General features: G+C 43.0%; 17 protein-coding genes. 14 read left to right on the forward strand and 3 right to left on the reverse strand.

Translation table 11 applies throughout. The annotated features are described in order from the left end of the window. Positions 1-47 precede the first annotated feature (47 nt). The 9 genes from B7696_RS05580 to B7696_RS05620 all read left to right on the forward strand — a co-directional run bounded on the left by B7696_RS05580 (position 48) and on the right by B7696_RS05620 (position 8612). A complete protein-coding gene (locus tag B7696_RS05580) occupies positions 48-338 on the forward strand; it encodes a thiamine-binding protein (protein WP_000647659.1) in 291 nt (96 codons plus the stop codon). Beyond that, positions 301-1059 (forward strand): ABC transporter permease, encoded by a 759-nt coding sequence (locus B7696_RS05585; protein ID WP_167747867.1) that lies wholly within the window; start codon positions 301-303, stop codon positions 1057-1059. Before B7696_RS05580 ends, B7696_RS05585 begins: the two co-directional genes overlap by 38 nt. A 37-nt stretch (positions 1060-1096) precedes the next feature. Beyond that, positions 1097-2104 carry an ABC transporter substrate-binding protein gene (locus B7696_RS05590; protein ID WP_064276821.1) on the forward strand — a complete coding sequence of 336 codons (1008 nt, stop codon included), beginning with the start codon at positions 1097-1099 and terminating at the stop codon, positions 2102-2104. After that, on the forward strand, positions 2104-2832 hold the full coding sequence (locus tag B7696_RS05595; RefSeq protein WP_084862631.1) for an ABC transporter ATP-binding protein: 729 nt from the start codon (positions 2104-2106) through the stop codon (positions 2830-2832). Before B7696_RS05590 ends, B7696_RS05595 begins: the two co-directional genes overlap by 1 nt. Before the next feature lie 118 nt (positions 2833-2950). Beyond that, the gene (locus B7696_RS05600) at positions 2951-3409 is read left to right on the forward strand and encodes a CtsR family transcriptional regulator (RefSeq protein WP_001211277.1); all 459 of its coding nucleotides are present in this window, start codon (positions 2951-2953) and stop codon (positions 3407-3409) included. A 1-nt stretch (position 3410) separates the two neighbouring features. After that, a complete protein-coding gene (locus B7696_RS05605; protein ID WP_084862633.1) occupies positions 3411-5843 on the forward strand; it encodes an ATP-dependent Clp protease ATP-binding subunit in 2433 nt (810 codons plus the stop codon). 146 nt (positions 5844-5989) lie between these two features. Beyond that, positions 5990-7048, forward strand: coding sequence for an AAA family ATPase (locus B7696_RS05610; protein ID WP_020902161.1), 1059 nt, complete (start codon positions 5990-5992; stop codon positions 7046-7048). 9 nt (positions 7049-7057) lie between these two features. Then, positions 7058-7837, forward strand: coding sequence for a nicotinamide riboside transporter PnuC (pnuC, locus tag B7696_RS05615; RefSeq protein WP_020902160.1), 780 nt, complete (start codon positions 7058-7060; stop codon positions 7835-7837). 1 nt (position 7838) lies between these two features. Next, the gene (locus B7696_RS05620; RefSeq protein WP_020902159.1) at positions 7839-8612 is read left to right on the forward strand and encodes an NUDIX domain-containing protein; all 774 of its coding nucleotides are present in this window, start codon (positions 7839-7841) and stop codon (positions 8610-8612) included. Between the two features lie 73 nt (positions 8613-8685). Here the strand turns inward: B7696_RS05620 and B7696_RS05625 are convergent, their stop codons facing one another. Next, complete coding sequence (locus B7696_RS05625) at positions 8686-8916, reverse strand: hypothetical protein (RefSeq protein WP_020902158.1); 231 nt, start codon at positions 8914-8916, stop codon at positions 8686-8688. 278 nt (positions 8917-9194) lie between these two features. Between B7696_RS05625 and B7696_RS05630 the strand changes: the two genes are divergently transcribed. Further along, positions 9195-9893, forward strand: coding sequence for a hypothetical protein (locus B7696_RS05630; RefSeq protein ID WP_020902157.1), 699 nt, complete (start codon positions 9195-9197; stop codon positions 9891-9893). A 73-nt stretch (positions 9894-9966) separates the two neighbouring features. On the opposite strand, the gene dusB is transcribed toward B7696_RS05630, so the two are convergent. After that, positions 9967-10947 carry a tRNA dihydrouridine synthase DusB gene (gene dusB, locus B7696_RS05635; RefSeq protein ID WP_020902156.1) on the reverse strand — a complete coding sequence of 327 codons (981 nt, stop codon included), beginning with the start codon at positions 10945-10947 and terminating at the stop codon, positions 9967-9969. Further along, complete coding sequence (gene hslO / locus B7696_RS05640) at positions 10934-11806, reverse strand: Hsp33 family molecular chaperone HslO (protein ID WP_084862636.1); 873 nt, start codon at positions 11804-11806, stop codon at positions 10934-10936. The genes dusB and hslO overlap by 14 nt, the downstream gene beginning before the upstream one ends. 164 nt (positions 11807-11970) lie before the next feature. Between hslO and B7696_RS05645 the strand changes: the two genes are divergently transcribed. The 4 genes from B7696_RS05645 to B7696_RS05665 all read left to right on the forward strand — a co-directional run bounded on the left by B7696_RS05645 (position 11971) and on the right by B7696_RS05665 (position 17860). Beyond that, entirely contained in the window at positions 11971-13398 is a 1428-nt protein-coding gene (locus B7696_RS05645; RefSeq protein ID WP_084862638.1) for an AcpB/EbpR/MafR family transcriptional regulator, read from the forward strand. 158 nt (positions 13399-13556) lie between these two features. Then, positions 13557-15065 carry a glycerol kinase GlpK gene (gene glpK, locus B7696_RS05650; protein ID WP_064276807.1) on the forward strand — a complete coding sequence of 503 codons (1509 nt, stop codon included), beginning with the start codon at positions 13557-13559 and terminating at the stop codon, positions 15063-15065. Positions 15066-15258: 193 nt separating this feature from the next. Further along, positions 15259-17085, forward strand: coding sequence for a type 1 glycerol-3-phosphate oxidase (glpO, locus tag B7696_RS05660; RefSeq protein WP_084862640.1), 1827 nt, complete (start codon positions 15259-15261; stop codon positions 17083-17085). Between the two features lie 70 nt (positions 17086-17155). Next, positions 17156-17860, forward strand: coding sequence for an MIP/aquaporin family protein (locus tag B7696_RS05665; RefSeq protein WP_020902151.1), 705 nt, complete (start codon positions 17156-17158; stop codon positions 17858-17860). Positions 17861-17907: the final 47 nt, after the last annotated feature.

Here is a 17907-nt window from a genome sequence, read left to right on the forward strand (position 1 = left end):
TAAAGGTTTTTCTTTTTGTCAAAGGAAAACGAGAAGAGGAGGTTCTTATGAAAGCAAGCATAGCCTTGCAAGTTTTACCCTTGGCACAGGGAATTGATCGGATTGCTGTTATTGATCAGGTCATTGCTTATCTGCAAGCTCAAGAAGTAACTATGGTGGTGACACCATTTGAAACGGTCTTGGAAGGGGAGTTTGATGAGCTCATGCGCATTCTCAAAGAAGCGCTAGAGGTAGCAGGGCAAGAGGCAGACAATGTCTTTGCCAATGTTAAAATAAATGTAGGAGAGATATTAAGTATTGATGAGAAACTTGAAAAGTATACTGAGACGACACATTAGTCTATTGGGCTTTCTAGGAGTCTTGTCAATCTGGCAGCTAGCAGGTTTGCTTAAACTTCTCCCCAAGTTTATCCTGCCGACACCTCTTGAAATTCTCCAGGCCTTTGTTCGTGATAGAGAATTTCTCTGGCACCATAGCTGGGCGACCTTGAGAGTGGCTTTGCTGGGGTTGGTTCTGGGAGTTTTGATTGCCTGTCTCATGGCTGTGCTTATGGATAGTTTGACTTGGCTTAACGATCTGATTTACCCTATGATGGTGGTTGTTCAGACCATTCCGACCATTGCCATAGCTCCTATCCTGGTCTTGTGGCTCGGTTATGGGATTTTACCCAAGATTGTCTTGATTATCTTGACGACTACTTTTCCTATCATCGTTAGCATTTTGGACGGTTTTAGGCATTGTGACAAGGATATGCTGACCTTGTTTAGTCTGATGCGGGCCAAACCTTGGCAAATTCTGTGGCATTTTAAAATCCCAGTCAGTCTGCCTTACTTTTATGCAGGTCTGAGGGTCAGTGTCTCCTACGCCTTTATCACAACAGTGGTATCTGAGTGGTTGGGAGGCTTTGAGGGTCTTGGTGTTTATATGATTCAGTCCAAGAAACTGTTTCAGTATGACACCATGTTCGCTATTATTATTCTGGTATCGATTATCAGCCTTCTTGGTATGAAATTGGTCGATATTAGTGAAAAATATGTGATTAAATGGAAACGTTCGTAGAATAAGGATGTTTCAAAAAAGAAAAGAGGAAATCAAAATGAAGAAAACATGGAAAGTGTTTTTAACGCTTGTAACGGCTTTTGTAGCTGTTGTGCTTGTGGCTTGTGGTCAAGGAACTGCTTCTAAGGACAACAAAGAGGCAGAACTCAAGAAGATTGACTTTATCCTAGACTGGACACCAAATACCAACCACACAGGACTTTATGTGGCTAAGGAAAAAGGTTATTTCAAAGAAGCTGGAGTAGATGTTGATTTGAAATTGCCGCCAGAAGAAAGTTCTTCTGACTTGGTTATCAATGGCAAGGCACCATTTGCAGTGTATTTCCAAGATTACATGGCGAAGAAATTGGAAAAAGGGGCAGGAATTACTGCTGTTGCAGCTATCGTAGAGCACAATACATCAGGAATCATCTCTCGTAAATCTGACAATGTAGCTAGTCCAAAAGACTTGGTTGGTAAGAAATACGGGACATGGAATGACCCAACGGAACTTGCTATGTTGAAAACCTTGGTAGAATCACAAGGTGGGGACTTTGAGAAGGTAGAAAAAGTACCAAATAATGACTCAAACTCTATCACACCAATCGCTAATGGTGTCTTTGACACTGCTTGGATCTACTATGGATGGGATGGAATTCTTGCAAAATCTCAAGGTGTAGATGCTAACTTTATGTACTTGAAAGACTACGTTAAAGAATTTGACTACTACTCACCAGTTATCATCGCCAACAACGACTACCTCAAAGACAACAAAGAAGAAGCTCGCAAAGTTATTCAAGCCATCAAAAAAGGCTACCAATATGCTATGGAGCATCCAGAGGAAGCAGCTGATATCCTCATCAAAAATGCACCTGAACTAAAGGAAAAACGTGACTTTGTCATCGAATCTCAAAAATACTTGTCAAAAGAATACGCAAGCGACAAGGAAAAATGGGGGCAATTTGATGCAGCTCGTTGGAATGCCTTCTACAAATGGGATAAAGAAAATGGTATCCTTAAAGAAGACTTGACAGACAAAGGCTTTACCAATGAATTTGTGAAATAATGACAGAAATTAGACTAGAACACGTCAGTTATGCCTATGATCAAGAGAGGATTTTAGAGGATATCAACCTGCAGGTAACTTCAGGTGAAGTGGTTTCCATCCTAGGTCCAAGTGGTGTTGGAAAAACCACCCTCTTTAATCTGATCGCTGGAATTTTAGAAGTCCAGTCAGGGCGAATTATACTTGACGGTGAAGAAAATCCTAAGGGACGCGTGAGTTATATGTTGCAGAAGGATCTGCTCTTGGAGCACAAGACGGTGCTTGGCAATATCATACTGCCTCTCTTGATTCAAAAAGTGGATAAGGCAGAAGCTATTGCTCGCGCAGATGAAATTCTTGCTACCTTCCAGTTGACAGCTGTACGAGACAAGTATCCTCATGAACTAAGTGGTGGGATGCGCCAGCGTGTGGCCTTGCTTCGTACCTACCTTTTCGGGCACAAGCTTTTTCTCTTGGATGAGGCCTTTAGCGCTTTGGATGAGATGACCAAGATGGAACTCCACGCTTGGTATCTTGAGATTCACAAGCAGTTGCAGTTAACAACCTTGATTATCACGCACAGTATCGAGGAGGCCCTCAGTCTCAGCGACCGCATCTATATCTTGAAAAATCGCCCTGGGCAGATTGTTTCAGAAATTAAACTAGATTGGTCTGAAGATGAGGACAAGGAAGTCCAAAAGATTGTCTATAAACGTCAAATCTTAGCGGAATTAGGCTTAGATAAGTAGAGAAATAGGGAGTTGGTGAAGATTATCCTTTACCAGCGCCCTTTTTCTTTTAAAAATGAGAAAATTTCGGTATAATAGTCAAAGATAGTCAAGGTTTAAAGAGAGAGGTGGGTTTGTAATGAGATTTAAAAATACATCGGATCATATTGAGGCCTACATCAAGGCGATTTTAGATCAATCTGGAATTGTAGAATTGCAACGGAGTCAGTTGGCAGATACTTTTCAGGTTGTTCCTAGTCAGATCAACTATGTGATTAAGACACGCTTTACGGAAAGTAGAGGCTACTTGGTTGAAAGTAAGCGTGGTGGTGGAGGCTACATTCGTATAGGACGGATTGAGTTTTCTAGTCATCATGAAATGCTTAGGGAGCTGCTTTACTCAATTGGTGAGCGAGTTAGTCAAGAAATTTATGAGGATATTCTGCAGCTTTTGGTTGAGCAGGAATTGATGACCAAGCAGGAGATGAATTTGCTAGTATCAGTAGCTTTGGATCGCGTTTTAGGAGAAGAAGCACCAGTACTTCGAGCAAACATGCTACGACAGGTCATACAAGAGGTAGATAGAAAAGGGAAGTAAGATGAACTATTCAAAAGCATTGAATGAATGTATCGAAAGTGCCTACATGGTGGCTGGCCATTTTGGAGCTTGTTACCTAGAGTCTTGGCACTTGTTGATTGCCATGTCCAATCACAGTTATAGTGTGGCAGGGGCCACTTTAAATGATTATCCATATGAGATGGACCGTTTAGAAGAGGTGGCTTTGGAACTGACTGAAACAGACTATAACCAGAATGAAACTTTGACGGAATTGCCGTTTTCTCATCGTTTGCAGGTCCTTTTTGATGAAGCAGAATATGTGGCGTCAGTGGTCCATGCTAAGATGCTAGGGACGGAGCATGTCCTCTATGCGATTTTGCATGATGGCAATGCCTTGGCGACTCGTATCTTGGAGAGAGCTGGTTTTTCTTATGAAGACAAGAAAGATCAGGTTAAGATTGCTGCCCTACGTCGAAATCTAGAAGAACGTGCAGGCTGGACTCGTGAAGACCTCAAGGCTTTACGCCAACGTCATCGTACAGTAGCTGACAAACAAAATTCTATGGCCAATATGATGGGCATGCCCCAGACTCCAAGCGGTGGTCTCGAGGACTATACGCATGATTTAACGGAGCAAGCGCGTTCTGGCAGATTAGAGCCAGTCATCGGTCGGGACAAGGAAATCTCTCGTATGATTCAAATCTTGAGCCGTAAAACCAAGAATAATCCTGTCTTGGTTGGAGATGCGGGTGTCGGGAAAACTGCTCTGGCGCTTGGTCTTGCCCAGCGTATTGCTAGTGGGGATGTGCCTACGGCAATGGCTAAGATGCGCGTGTTAGAGCTTGATTTGATGAATGTCGTCGCAGGGACACGTTTCCGCGGTGACTTTGAAGAGCGCATGAACAATATCATCAAGGATATTGAAGAAGATGGCCAAGTCATCCTCTTTATCGATGAACTCCACACTATCATGGGTTCTGGTAGCGGGATTGATTCAACTCTAGATGCGGCCAATATCTTGAAGCCAGCCTTGGCGCGTGGAACTTTGAGAACGGTTGGTGCGACCACTCAGGAAGAATATCAAAAACATATCGAAAAAGATGCAGCCCTTTCTCGTCGTTTCGCTAAAGTAACGATTGAAGAGCCGAGTGTGGCAGACAGCATGACCATTTTACAAGGCTTGAAGGCGACTTATGAGAAACATCACCGTGTGCAAATCACAGATGAAGCAGTTGAAACAGCCGTCAAGATGGCCCATCGTTACTTGACTAGTCGTCATTTGCCGGACTCTGCTATTGACCTCTTGGACGAAGCAGCAGCAACAGTGCAAAATAAGGCAAAGCATGTAAAAGCAGACGATTCGGGCTTGAGTCCAGCTGACAAGGCCTTGATGGATGGCAAGTGGAAACAGGCAGCTCAGCTAATCGCAAAAGAAGAGGAAGTGCCTGTCTATAAAGACTTGGTGACAGAGTCTGATATTTTGACCACCTTGAGTCGTTTGTCAGGTATTCCAGTCCAAAAACTGACTCAGACGGACGCTAAGAAATACCTTAACTTGGAAGCTGAATTGCACAAACGTGTCATCGGTCAAGATCAAGCTGTTTCAAGCATTAGCCGTGCGATTCGCCGCAACCAGTCAGGGATTCGCAGTCATAAGCGTCCGATTGGTTCCTTTATGTTCCTAGGGCCTACAGGTGTCGGTAAGACCGAATTGGCCAAGGCTCTGGCAGAAGTTCTCTTTGATGATGAATCAGCTCTGATCCGCTTTGATATGAGTGAGTATATGGAGAAATTCGCAGCTAGCCGTCTCAACGGAGCTCCTCCGGGCTATGTGGGTTATGAAGAAGGTGGGGAGTTGACAGAGAAGGTTCGCAACAAACCCTATTCCGTTCTCCTCTTTGACGAGGTAGAGAAGGCCCATCCAGACATCTTTAATGTTCTCTTGCAGGTTTTGGATGATGGTGTCTTGACAGATAGCAAGGGGCGCAAAGTTGACTTTTCAAATACCATTATCATCATGACATCAAACCTTGGTGCGACAGCCCTTCGTGATGACAAGACTGTCGGATTTGGGGCTAAGAACATTCGTTTTGATCAGGGAAATATGGAAAAACGCATGTTTGAAGAGCTGAAAAAAGCTTATAGACCGGAGTTTATCAACCGTATTGATGAAAAGGTGGTCTTCCATAGCCTGTCTAGCGACCATATGCAGGAAGTGGTGAAGATTATGGTCAAACCTTTAGTGGCAAGTTTGGCTGAAAAAGGCATCGATTTGAAATTACAAGCTTCCGCACTGAAATTGTTGGCCAATCAAGGATATGACCCAGAGATGGGAGCTCGTCCACTTCGCAGAACCCTGCAAACAGAAGTGGAAGACAAGTTGGCAGAACTTCTTCTCAAGGGAGAATTAGAGGCAGGCAGCACACTTAAGATTGGTGTTAAAGCAGGCCAGTTAAAATTTGATATTGCATAAAATGGAGAATCAGGAGCAATCTTGATTCTCTTTTTTGCTACTTTTTTATAAAAAATGATAAAAAACTATTGACAAAACAAAAATATAATTTATAATAAAAACATAGATAATAAAAATATCAAAAATTATAAAAAGGTAATGCGTTTATGAAAAAGAAAACAGCAGTGGTATTTGGGACTTTTGCTCCGCTTCATCAAGGACATATTGATCTGATTCAGCGAGCGAAGCGGCAGTGTGACCAGGTCTGGGTTGTCGTTTCAGGCTATGAGGGAGACCGAGGGGAGCAGGTAGGCTTAACTCTTCAAAAGAGATTTCGCTATATCCGAGAGGCCTTTGGTGATGACGAGTTGACCTCTGTCTGCAAGTTAGATGAAACCAATCTTCCTCGTTACCCTATGGGCTGGCAGGAGTGGTTGAATCAGATGTTTGCAGAGATTTCCTATGATGAAGCCCAGCAAGAACTAATCTTCTTTGTGGGAGAACGTGACTACCAGCAAGAATTATCAAATCGTGGCTTTGAGACTGTCTTGCAAGAAAGAAAGTTTGGTATCTCAGCGACTATGATTCGAGAAAATCCAAGTAAATATTGGAAATATATCGCTCAACCCTTCCGTCGTCAGTTTACAAAGAAAGTGTTGATTATGGGAAGTGCTAGCAATGGGAAGACCACTCTGGCTAAGGATTTGGCTAGGTATTACGATGCACCAGTTAGTTTGGAATACGCACGTGAGTATCAGATTAAAAATAATGTCCGCGACGATGAATTGACTCCAAAAGATTACTATTATCTCCTGTTGGGGCAGTATGACCAGACCTCTAAGTTAATCGATAGCAATGCCAATAGAGGACTGGTAATAGCAGACACCAACTCCTTAGTAACCAAGGGCTACTATGATTATTACATGGAGACTGAGGACCAAGGGGACTTATCAGGAGAGACATTTGACAATCTCTTTGTTTCGATCTTGGCTAAGGAAAAATGGGACTTGATTCTCTTTGTGCAGCCTGTCGGCTCCTATGTCAATGACGGATTTAGAGATATGACTATGGCAGAAGACCATATTCGTCATAGTTTTTCCCAGCATTTGGATCAGATGAGAGAGCAATATTTAACCACCATTCCACTAGTTTATCTAGCTGAGGATTACCTAGGCAATTATGAAGCAGCCAAAGTGGCTATTGATGCCATTTACCAAGCAGATTAGGAGAAAATTATGAAAAAACTAACTGAAAAAATCAAACAATTTATCGAAAACTTTAAAAATGTCCATGCGGAAGCCCGCAAAATCGGTTTTGCAGGAATCATGCGCCTGCTCTGGAAAGATCTCTTTGTCGGCCGTAGCCTCTTCCAGTGGTTGTATCTTATCACCCTGTCAAGTGTTCCCTTGATCTTAGAGTTCACTCAAAATACAGAAAGTCATGACTGGATGAGCTTGTTTGCATCTTGGACTGGGATTGTCTGTGTTATCTTGGTAGCAGAAGGGCGTGCAAGCAATTATCTCTTTGGGGCCATTAACTCTGCTATCTATTTGGTTTTGGCCATGAATGCGACTTTTTATGGTGAAGTTTTGACGACCGTTTACTTCTTTGTCATGCAGCCGATTGGTCTCTATGCTTGGCTGTCCAACCGTATTAATGACCAAGGAAAAGTAGAAGAATCGCACTTTGAAGCCAAGAAATTATCCTTAGTGGATTGGCTCAAGTATTTAGTTTTGACTGCAATTATCTGGATTGGTATGGGCCTAGCTTATCAAAGCATCCACAGTGCTCGACCATTCCGCGATAGTGTAACGGACGCGACAAATGGTGTTGGTCAGCTCTTGATGACACGTCTCTACCGTGAGCAATGGATTTTTTGGATTGCAACTAACCTATTTAGTATCTACCTCTGGTGGGGTGAAAATATCCATATCCAAGGCATGTACTGGGTTTACACACTCAATAGTTTAGTGGGTTGGTACCAATGGACTAAGGCAGTTCGTAAGGAGGCATAAAATGGCAGATACGAAGATTCCAGACGGGATGACGGAAAAAGAATATTATGAAATCCATGCCAGTCAGGAAGAGTTTTTAGACTGGTACTACAAGCAGGAACTCCCTCAATATGAAAAGCCAAGTGTGACGGTGGATATGGTAGCCTACTGCTTTGTCGAAGGAAAGATCAAGCTCTTATTAATTCGTCGCAAGGCTCACCCTTATCAAAATTGTTTGGCTCTGGTTGGAGGATTTATGGACAAGGGCGAAGATGCTGCGCATGCCTGTCAGCGTGAGGTGAGAGAAGAAGTTAATCTCGATCTTCCTTTGGAAAAAATCGAGCAATTGATGACCGTATCGACTCCCGGCCGTGACCCACGGGGCTGGACAGTGACCATTGCCCACTTGGTTTATCTGCCTAGTCGTGCATTAGAACTTGTTCAAGCAGGAGACGATGCCAAGGACGTGGTTTTTGTAGATGTCGATTTTCAGACAGGCAAGTGCTTCTTAAAGGGAGTAGAGTTGGAGGAGCAAGCCTTCGCTTTTGATCATTATGCCATTATCCAAGAATCCATCAAACGAATCCAAGGCCGTCTCGACTGGAATCCGACCTTCCTTTATCTGCTGGAGGAGGAGTTCACTGTCTACGAAGGAACTGAACTGGTCAATCTTATCAACCCCGGTCGCCCCATCGTCAGCAATAACTTTCTCGTAAAATACGGAGAATATGTAGAAGAAGTTGGACTCAAACGAGTGCCTAAAAAGAAACCAAGAAAAACCTATCGATTGAAATAAAAAACGAGGTCGGGACAAAGTTCCCGACCTCTTTGTTTGCCTTTATTAGTTTGCTTTGCTGTTGCGACTGTTTTTAGGGATGGCTATCCTTCTTAGAATTGCTCAACAGGTGAGTAAAAAAGTCTTTGTATCGATACTTGAGATAGTTCTCATGCAAAACTAACAAAGCGATATAGAAAATCAAAAAGATTGTAGTCAGATAAAACACATCAAATGCAGTTCGCGCATAGTAAGTTGCTGATTGATAAGAGACAATAGCTGTCACAATCAACCAAGGAAGATACTTGTAATATTTGCTTAACATAAGTCTACACCTCCTATATTCTATTTCAATGTTATTATATTCCTTTGTACTTAAGAATGCAAGCGATTACACAAAAACAAATTTAAATTTTTAACAGAAAAATCTCCTGTTTTTCTGTTTTATTACGAATAGAAGAGTAGGAGGAGTAAACGTATCTAAAGTATTTAAAATTTTTAAAATAGTTTAGATAAATTGTTGACATATTCAAATGAGAATGTTACAATAGTATTACAAAAAGATTTCTTTATATTTCTAAAATATTACAAAGGAGTAGAAAAATGAAAAAGAAAACCTATATCAAATTGATGGCAGCAACTGTATTGGCTTCTACCTTGCTATTAGGAGCTTGTGGAAATAAAAAGGAAACAACTCAAGCAAGCAGTTCTGTTAAGACAAGCCAATCATCAAGCTCAAAAGCAGCTTCTTCTAGCAAAGAAAGTAAAACTCAGAAGTCCTCAAGTTCAGCTTCATCTGAAAAGACCAAATCATCTACTGACCAGTCTGCAGCAACTGCGACACCATCAGAAGCGACACCTGCACCAGAGCAAAGACAAGGCCAAGAAGTGTCTAATCAACAGGCAGCTAGTCAACAAACTGCTACTCAAGCTCCTTCAACTCAGCAAGGTTCTCAAGCCCAGTCTAACCAGTCAGGCTATGATCCAACAACTGACCGCAAACTTCAAGACAAGCAAGCAGAACACAACAAACGCTACAAGGGTGTTTTAACCATGGTTGATGGTGATTTCTCAGCAGCTGCAGGCAACTGGAAGGGTGCCAATGGTGAAACCATCACAGTTTCATCAGGAGGCAAATTCACAGTAGAATCTGCTGATGGAAAGAAAGAAAACTACTCTATCAGAGACTATTCTTATACTCTTGACGATGGTAAGTATAATGCTACAATCGGTGGAGGAAAGACCGTTCAAATTACCACAGGTGCAGATGGCAAGGTTTCCAGTGTTGCTTTAGCTCAATAGTAGAATTTAGAATCTCAAGTTTATAGACATTTTAAAAACCCGTAACTGAATGAAGTTTACGGGTTTTCTGTGTTTAAACTTTCTCCAATTGCAAGAGGGCTTCAATCTCTGCTAGGGTACTAGCTTGTGAAATGGCTCCACGGAGTTTGGCAGCGCCAGAAGTTCCACGGAGGTAGTGAGGAGCGAGGCCGCGGAATTCACGAACTGCGACGTTTTCTCCTTTGAGGTTAATCAAGCGTTTCAAGTGTTCGTAGGCGATTTTTATCTTGTCCTCAAAGGTCAAATCAGGTAGGATTTCTCCTGTTTCAAAGTAATGGTTGATCTGGTTGAAGAGGTAGGGATTTCCCATGGCAGCGCGACCAATCATAACTGCGTCAGCACCAACTTCTTCGATGCGTTGTTTGGCTTCTTGGACTGTGCGGATGTCGCCGTTAGCGATGAAGGGAATCTTGGTAAGAGCTTGGGCAACCTTATGAAGAGTTTCAAGGTCGGCGTGGCCTGTATACATTTGTTCACGGGTACGGCCATGCATGGCGAGGGCAGAAACACCTGCAGCTTCAGCAGCGAGGGCATTCTCTACTGCCAGAGATGGGTCAGCCCAGCCAGTACGCATTTTGACAGTAAGGGGAATATCAAGAACCGATTGGACCTTGTTGATGATAGAGTAGATCTTGTCTGGATCTTTGAGCCACATAGCTCCAGCTTCGTTTTTCACGATTTTGTTAACAGGGCAGCCCATGTTGATATCCACGATATCGGTCTTAGTGTTTTCTTGGATAAATTCTGCTGCGCGTGCTAGGCTGTCTTCATCACTACCAAAAAGTTGGATAGAGACAGGGTTTTCGCCTTCGTCGATATGAAGCATGTGCAGGGTTTTTTCGTTGTTGTATTGGATTCCCTTGTCAGAGACCATTTCCATTACAACGAGTCCAGCTCCGAGCTCTTTTGCAATAGTACGAAAGGCTGAGTTGGTCACGCCAGCCATAGGCGCTAAAACAGTACGATTGGGAATCTCAACATTGCCAATCATAAAGGGTGTATTAAGATTTGTCACGAATGAGTTCCTCCAGGTCGTTTTCATCAAAGTTGTAAGTAGTTTGGCAGAATTGACAAGTGATTTCTGCTCCGTGGTCTTCCTCTTTCATTTCCTGTAAGTCTGAGTTTGGAAGACTGGCAAGAGCGTTCATAAAGCGATCATGGCTACAGTCACATTGGAAACGGATTTCTTCTTCAGAAAGACGCTTATAAGCCTCGTCACCGTAGATAGCCTTGAGGAGGGCTTCGATATGGTCTTCACTTTCGAGAAGGGTTGAGATAGCTGGCATTTCTTGGATGCGTTTTTCAAAGCGAGCAATCTCTTCTTCCTTAGCTCCTGGCAAGACTTGAACTAGGAAACCACCTGCAACCTTGACCTTGTCTTCTTCGTCCAAAAGGACATTGAGGCCGACTGCTGAAGGAGTCTGTTGGCTTTCAGTTAGGTAAAAGGCCAGGTCTTCACCGATTTCTCCAGAGATGAGGGGTGTCATAGAGTTGTAAGGATTTCCAGTACCGTAGTCTGTGATAACGAGGAATTGACCATTTCCAACAAAAGGTCCAACTAGAACTTCATCAGTTGCAGTCTTTTTGATGTCAACACCAGGATTTTGAACGTAGCCTTTGACGTTCCCCTTGGTATCTGCGACGGTGATAATAGCACCTAGAGAGCTAGATCCCAATACCTTAACTGTTAGTTTGGTATTTCCTTTTTCATTGGCTGCGAGAATCTGGCTAGCGATAAGAGTTCGACCAAGCGCTACAGTTGAGCTAGCTTGGGTTTGGTGTTTTTCTTGAGCAGTGCGGACGGTTTCTGTGCTATCAAGGACAAAAGCACGAAAGGCTCCGCTTTCTGATATTGTTTTAATAATTTTATCCATAGCTACTATTTTAGCATAAAAATGCCCAAAGGGGGAGCCGTGTGTTTGCTGATTTTTAGGATAATGGACCAGGAAATCAGCATGAAAATAAAAAGAGAAACAGATTATTTCAGCATTTGTAAGATTTATGCTATGCTTAAGGTAGAAAATGAAAGGGGTAACAAATGTATTTAGGAGATTTGATGGAAAAGGCCGAATCTGGCCAATTTTCAATCCTTTCCTTTCTATTACAAGAGTCTCAGACGACCGTCAAGGCTGTAATGGAGGAAACAGGATTTTCAAAAGCAACTCTAACCAAATATGTCACCCTGCTCAATGACAAGGCTTTGGACAGTGGCTTAGAGCTGACTATCTCCTTAGAAGATGAAAATCTGCGTCTGTCAATCGGTGCAGCTACCAAGGGGAGAGATATTCGGAGCTTGTTTTTGGAGAATGCTGTTAAATACCAGATTCTTGTTTATCTTCTCTACCACCAACAGTTTTTAGCCCATCAGCTGGCTCAAGAATTGATGATTAGTGAGGCTACGCTTGGTCGCCACTTAGCTAGTTTGAATCAGATTTTGTCAGAATTTGACTTATCTATCCAAAATGGACGTTGGCGAGGTCCAGAGCATCAGATTCGCTATTTCTATTTCTGTCTTTTCCGCAAGGTCTGGTCCAGTCAGGAATGGGAAGGTCACATGCAGAAACCAGAGAGAAAACAGGAGATTGCCACTTTAGAAGAAATCTGCGGTGCAAGTTTGTCTTCGGGTCAGAAATTGGACTTGGTTCTCTGGGCTCATATCAGTCAACAACGTCTCCGTGTCAATGCCTGTCAGTTTCAAGTGATAGAAGAGAAAATGCGAGGGTATTTTGACAATATTTTCTACCTTCGTTTGCATCGAAAGGCACCTTCCTTTTTTGCTGGGCAACACCTTCCTCTAGGAACTGAGGATGGTGAGATGATGATATTCTTCTCTTTCCTCCTATCTCATCGCATTCTTCCCCTTCATACTATGGAGTATATTCTTGGTTTTGGAGGGCAGTTGGCAGATTTACTGACGCAATTGATTCAAGAAATGAAGAAGGAGGAACTATTGGGGGACTATACAGAGGACCATGTCACCTATGAACTCAGTCAGCTTTGTGCTCAAGTCTATCTCTATAAGGGCTATATTTTACAGGATCGCTACAAGTATCAGTTGGAGAATCGTCATCCTTATTTTTTGATGGAACATGATTTTAGGGGAACGGCAGAGGAGATTTTTCATGCCTTGCCTGCCTTTCAGCAGGGGACGGATTTGGATAAGAAAATTCTCTGGGAATGGCTCCAGTTAATTGAATATATGGCTGAAAATGGTGGCCAGCATATGCGGATTGGTCTGGATTTGACATCTGGTTTTCTTGTCTTTTCAAGGATGGCAGCCATTTTGAAACGGTATTTGGAATACAATCGTTTTATTACCATTGAAGCCTATGATTGTACTCGGCATTATGATTTGCTGGTTACCAATAACCCGATTTATAAGAAGGAACAGACCCCAGTTTATTATTTAAAAAACGACTTGGATATGGAAGATTTGGCAGCGATTCGCCAATTATTATTCACTTAAAAGGCTTGGTGCTTCCAGGTCTTTTTATGAAATTCGCACAATCTCCTCACATTTTTTTAAAAATTAAAAAAAGTTGATAAACAAGAAAGCGCTTTATTTTGTATACTAATTACTGTAAAGAGGAGACATCCTCAAGATCTTTATCAGGAGGACAGCACATGTCACAAGAAAAATACATCATGGCTATTGACCAGGGGACTACAAGTTCTCGTGCCATTATTTTCAACAAAAAAGGAGAAAAGGTTAGCTCGAGCCAAAAAGAGTTTACTCAGATTTTCCCTCAGGCAGGTTGGGTTGAGCACAATGCCAATGAAATTTGGAACTCAGTCCAGTCAGTTATTGCTGGAGCTTTCATCGAAAGTGGTGTCAAGCCAAATCAAATCGAAGCAATCGGGATTACCAACCAGCGTGAAACAACTGTCGTCTGGGATAAGAAAACAGGGCTCCCTATCTACAATGCTATCGTTTGGCAATCACGTCAGACAGCTCCTTTGGCTGAACAACTAAAAAGTCAAGGTTATGTGGAAAAATTCCATGAAAAGACTGGTTTGATCATCGATGCTTACTTCTCTGCTACCAAGGTTCGTTGGATTTTGGATCATGTAGAAGGTGCTCAAGAGCGAGCAGAAAAAGGGGAATTGCTCTTTGGTACCATCGATACTTGGTTGGTTTGGAAATTGACTGACGGTGCGGCTCACGTGACGGACTACTCAAATGCAGCTCGTACCATGCTTTATAACATTAAAGAACTTAAATGGGATGATGAGATTTTGGAAATCCTCAACATTCCAAAGGCTATGCTTCCGGAGGTTCGTTCTAACTCTGAAATCTACGGTAAAACAGCCCCATTCCATTTCTACGGTGGACAAGTTCCAATCTCAGGTATGGCTGGGGACCAACAAGCGGCCCTCTTTGGACAGTTGGCCTTTGAACCTGGTATGGTTAAAAATACTTATGGAACAGGCTCTTTCATCATCATGAATACTGGTGAAGAAATGCAGTTGTCTGAAAATAACCTCTTGACAACCATTGGTTACGGAATTAACGGCAAGGTTTACTATGCCTTAGAAGGTTCTATCTTCATCGCAGGAAGTGCCATTCAATGGCTTCGTGATGGACTTCGCATGGTTGAAAATTCACCAGAATCTGAAAAATATGCCCGTGATTCTCACAACAATGATGAAGTTTATGTCGTTCCAGCCTTTACAGGTCTAGGTGCTCCATACTGGAACCAAAACGCTCGTGGTTCTGTCTTTGGTTTGACTCGTGGAACAAGTAAAGAAGACTTTATCAAGGCAACCTTGCAATCTATCGCTTATCAAGTCCGTGATATCATCGATACCATGCAAGTGGATGCGCAGACAGCTATCCAAGTCTTGAAGGTAGATGGTGGTGCAGCTATGAACAATTTCCTCATGCAGTTCCAAGCTGACATTTTGGGAATCGATATCGCACGCGCCAAAAACTTGGAAACAACAGCCCTAGGAGCAGCCTTCCTAGCAGGTTTGTCAGTAGGTTATTGGAAAGACTTGGATGAGTTGAAACTCTTGAATGAGACAGGAGAGCTCTTCGAGCCATCGATGAACGAATCTCGCAAGGAACAACTCTACAAGGGCTGGAAGAAGGCTGTAAAAGCAACGCAAGTCTTTGCGGAAATCGATGACTAATACTCAATGAAAATCAAAGAGCAAACTAGGAAGCTAGCCGCAGGTTGCTCAAAGCACTGCTTTGAGGTTGTAAATGAAACTGACGAAGTCAGTAACCATACATTCGGTAAGGCGACGCTGACGTGGTTTGAAGAGATTTTCGAAGAGTATAATACTGGAAGAATAAAGCGACTTAGTTAGAAAGTGTGTAAATATGGAATTTTCAAAGAAAACACGTGAATTATCAATTCAAAAAATGCAGGAACGTACCTTGGACCTCTTGATTATCGGTGGAGGAATTACAGGGGCTGGTGTAGCCTTGCAGGCAGCGGCTAGCGGTCTTGAGACTGGTTTGATTGAAATGCAGGACTTCGCAGAAGGAACATCTAGCCGTTCAACAAAATTGGTTCACGGTGGTCTTCGTTACCTCAAACAATTCGACGTAGAAGTGGTATCAGACACTGTTTCTGAACGTGCTGTAGTTCAACAAATCGCTCCCCACATTCCGAAACCAGACCCAATGCTCTTACCAGTTTACGACGAAGATGGAGCGACCTTTAGCCTCTTCCGTCTTAAAGTAGCCATGGACTTGTACGACCTTTTGGCAGGAGTTAACAACACGCCAGCTGCTAACAAGGTTTTGAGTAAGGAAGAAGTCTTGGAACGCCAGCCAAACTTGAAGAAAGAAGGCTTGGTAGGAGGTGGGGTTTACCTTGACTTCCGTAACAACGATGCGCGTCTCGTGATTGAAAATATCAAACGTGCCAACCAAGACGGTGCCCTCATTGCTAACCACGTGAAGGCAGAAGGCTTCCTCTTTGACGAAAGTGGCAAGATTACAGGTGTTGTAGCTCGTGATCTCTTGACAGACCAAGTCTTTGAAATCAAGGCCCGTCTGGTGATTAACACAACAGGTCCTTGGAGTGATAAAGTACGTAACTTGTCTAATAAGGGAACACAATTCTCACAAATGCGTCCAACCAAGGGAGTTCACTTGGTAGTGGATTCAAGCAAGATCAAGGTTTCACAGCCGGTTTACTTTGACACAGGTTTGGGTGATGGCCGTATGGTCTTTGTTCTCCCACGTGAAAACAAGACCTACTTTGGTACAACGGATACAGACTACACAGGTGATTTGGAACATCCAAAAGTGACTCAGGAAGATGTGGATTACCTACTTGGCATTGTTAACAACCGCTTCCCAGAAGCTAACATTACTATCGATGATATCGAAAGCAGCTGGGCAGGTCTTCGTCCATTGATCGCAGGCAATAGCGCTTCTGACTACAATGGCGGAAATAACGGAACTATCAGTGATGAAAGCTTTAACAACTTGATCGCGACTGTCGAATCTTATCTCTCTAAAGAAAAAACGCGTGAAGATGTTGAGTCTGCTGTCAGCAAGCTTGAAAGCAGCACATCTGAGAAACATTTGGACCCATCTGCAGTTTCTCGTGGTTCGAGCTTGGATCGTGATGACAATGGCCTTTTGACCCTTGCTGGTGGTAAAATCACAGACTACCGTAAGATGGCTGAAGGAGCTATGGAGCGCGTGGTTGACATCCTCAAAGCAGAATTTGACCGTAGCTTTAAACTTATCAACTCTAAGACTTACCCTGTTTCAGGTGGGGAATTGAACCCAGCAAATGTTGATTCAGAAATCGAAGCCTTTGCGCAACTTGGAGTGTCACGTGGATTGGATAGCAAGGAAGCTCACTATCTCGCAAATCTCTATGGTTCAAATGTACCGAAAGTCTTTGCCCTTGCTCATAGTTTAGAACAAGCACCAGGACTCAGCTTGGCAGATACTTTATCACTTCACTATGCAATGCGCAATGAGTTGGCTCTTAGCCCAGTTGACTTCCTCCTTCGTCGTACCAACCACATGCTCTTTATGCGTGATAGTTTGGATAGCATCGTTGAGCCAGTTTTAGATGAAATGGGACGATTCTATGACTGGACAGAAGACGAGAAAGCAACTTACCGTGCGGATGTTGAAGCAGCCCTTGCTAACAACGATCTAGCGGAATTGAAAAATTAAGAAAAACTAGAAGAGAGGGAGACAAGCCTTCCTTGCCTTCCCTCTCCTTCTTTAAAATGGAGACAACGATATGATGAAAGAATTATTTGGAGAATTTTTGGGGACTTTAATCCTGATTCTTCTAGGAAATGGTGTTGTTGCAGGTGTGGTTCTTCCTAAAACCAAGAGCAACAATGCAGGTTGGATTGTGATTACTATGGGTTGGGGAATTGCTGTAGCCGTTGCGGCTTTTGTATCTGGCACGCTCAGCCCAGCCCACCTAAATCCAGCTGTAACGTTTGCGATGGCCTTAAAAGGAACGCTCTCTTGGGCTTCCGTTTTCCCATACATCCTAGCTCAGTTCGCAGGGGCTATGCTGGGTCAGATTTTGGTTTGGTTGCAATTCAAACCGCATTATGAGGCAGAAGAAAATGCAGGCAATATCCTGGCAACCTTCAGTACTGGACCAGCTATAAAAGATACTGTATCAAACTTGATTAGTGAAATCCTAGGAACTTTTGTATTGGTATTAACAATCTTTGCTTTGGGACTTTATGACCTTCAAGCAGGAATCGGAACCTTCGCAGTGGGAACTTTGATTGTCGGTATCGTTCTATCACTAGGTGGAACAACAGGTTGTGCCTTGAACCCTGCGCGTGACCTTGGACCTCGTATCATGCATAGCATCTTGCCAATTTCAAACAAGGGAGACGGAGATTGGTCTTACGCTTGGATTCCAGTTGTGGGACCTGTTATCGGTGCAGCCTTGGCCGTGCTTGTATTCTCGCTTTTCTAATCTAGAAAACAATTATGTTGAAAAGCTTGAGATGAAAATCTCAGGCT

It is taken from the genome of Streptococcus mitis (assembly GCF_002096815.1).
Lineage (GTDB): Bacteria > Bacillota > Bacilli > Lactobacillales > Streptococcaceae > Streptococcus > Streptococcus mitis_AD.

Coding starts and splice junctions, on each gene's coding strand:
- B7696_RS05580 (WP_000647659.1), top strand. CDS start 48: ATGAAAGCAAGCATAGCCTTGCAAGTTTTACCCTTGGCACAGGGAATT.
- B7696_RS05585 (WP_167747867.1), top strand. CDS start 301: ATGAGAAACTTGAAAAGTATACTGAGACGACACATTAGTCTATTGGGC.
- B7696_RS05590 (WP_064276821.1), top strand. CDS start 1,097: ATGAAGAAAACATGGAAAGTGTTTTTAACGCTTGTAACGGCTTTTGTA.
- B7696_RS05595 (WP_084862631.1), top strand. CDS start 2,104: ATGACAGAAATTAGACTAGAACACGTCAGTTATGCCTATGATCAAGAG.
- B7696_RS05600 (WP_001211277.1), top strand. CDS start 2,951: ATGAGATTTAAAAATACATCGGATCATATTGAGGCCTACATCAAGGCG.
- B7696_RS05605 (WP_084862633.1), top strand. CDS start 3,411: ATGAACTATTCAAAAGCATTGAATGAATGTATCGAAAGTGCCTACATG.
- B7696_RS05610 (WP_020902161.1), top strand. CDS start 5,990: ATGAAAAAGAAAACAGCAGTGGTATTTGGGACTTTTGCTCCGCTTCAT.
- pnuC (WP_020902160.1), top strand. CDS start 7,058: ATGAAAAAACTAACTGAAAAAATCAAACAATTTATCGAAAACTTTAAA.
- B7696_RS05620 (WP_020902159.1), top strand. CDS start 7,839: ATGGCAGATACGAAGATTCCAGACGGGATGACGGAAAAAGAATATTAT.
- B7696_RS05625 (WP_020902158.1), bottom strand. CDS start 8,916: ATGTTAAGCAAATATTACAAGTATCTTCCTTGGTTGATTGTGACAGCT.
- B7696_RS05630 (WP_020902157.1), top strand. CDS start 9,195: ATGAAAAAGAAAACCTATATCAAATTGATGGCAGCAACTGTATTGGCT.
- hslO (WP_084862636.1), bottom strand. CDS start 11,806: ATGGATAAAATTATTAAAACAATATCAGAAAGCGGAGCCTTTCGTGCT.
- B7696_RS05645 (WP_084862638.1), top strand. CDS start 11,971: ATGTATTTAGGAGATTTGATGGAAAAGGCCGAATCTGGCCAATTTTCA.
- glpK (WP_064276807.1), top strand. CDS start 13,557: ATGTCACAAGAAAAATACATCATGGCTATTGACCAGGGGACTACAAGT.
- glpO (WP_084862640.1), top strand. CDS start 15,259: ATGGAATTTTCAAAGAAAACACGTGAATTATCAATTCAAAAAATGCAG.
- B7696_RS05665 (WP_020902151.1), top strand. CDS start 17,156: ATGATGAAAGAATTATTTGGAGAATTTTTGGGGACTTTAATCCTGATT.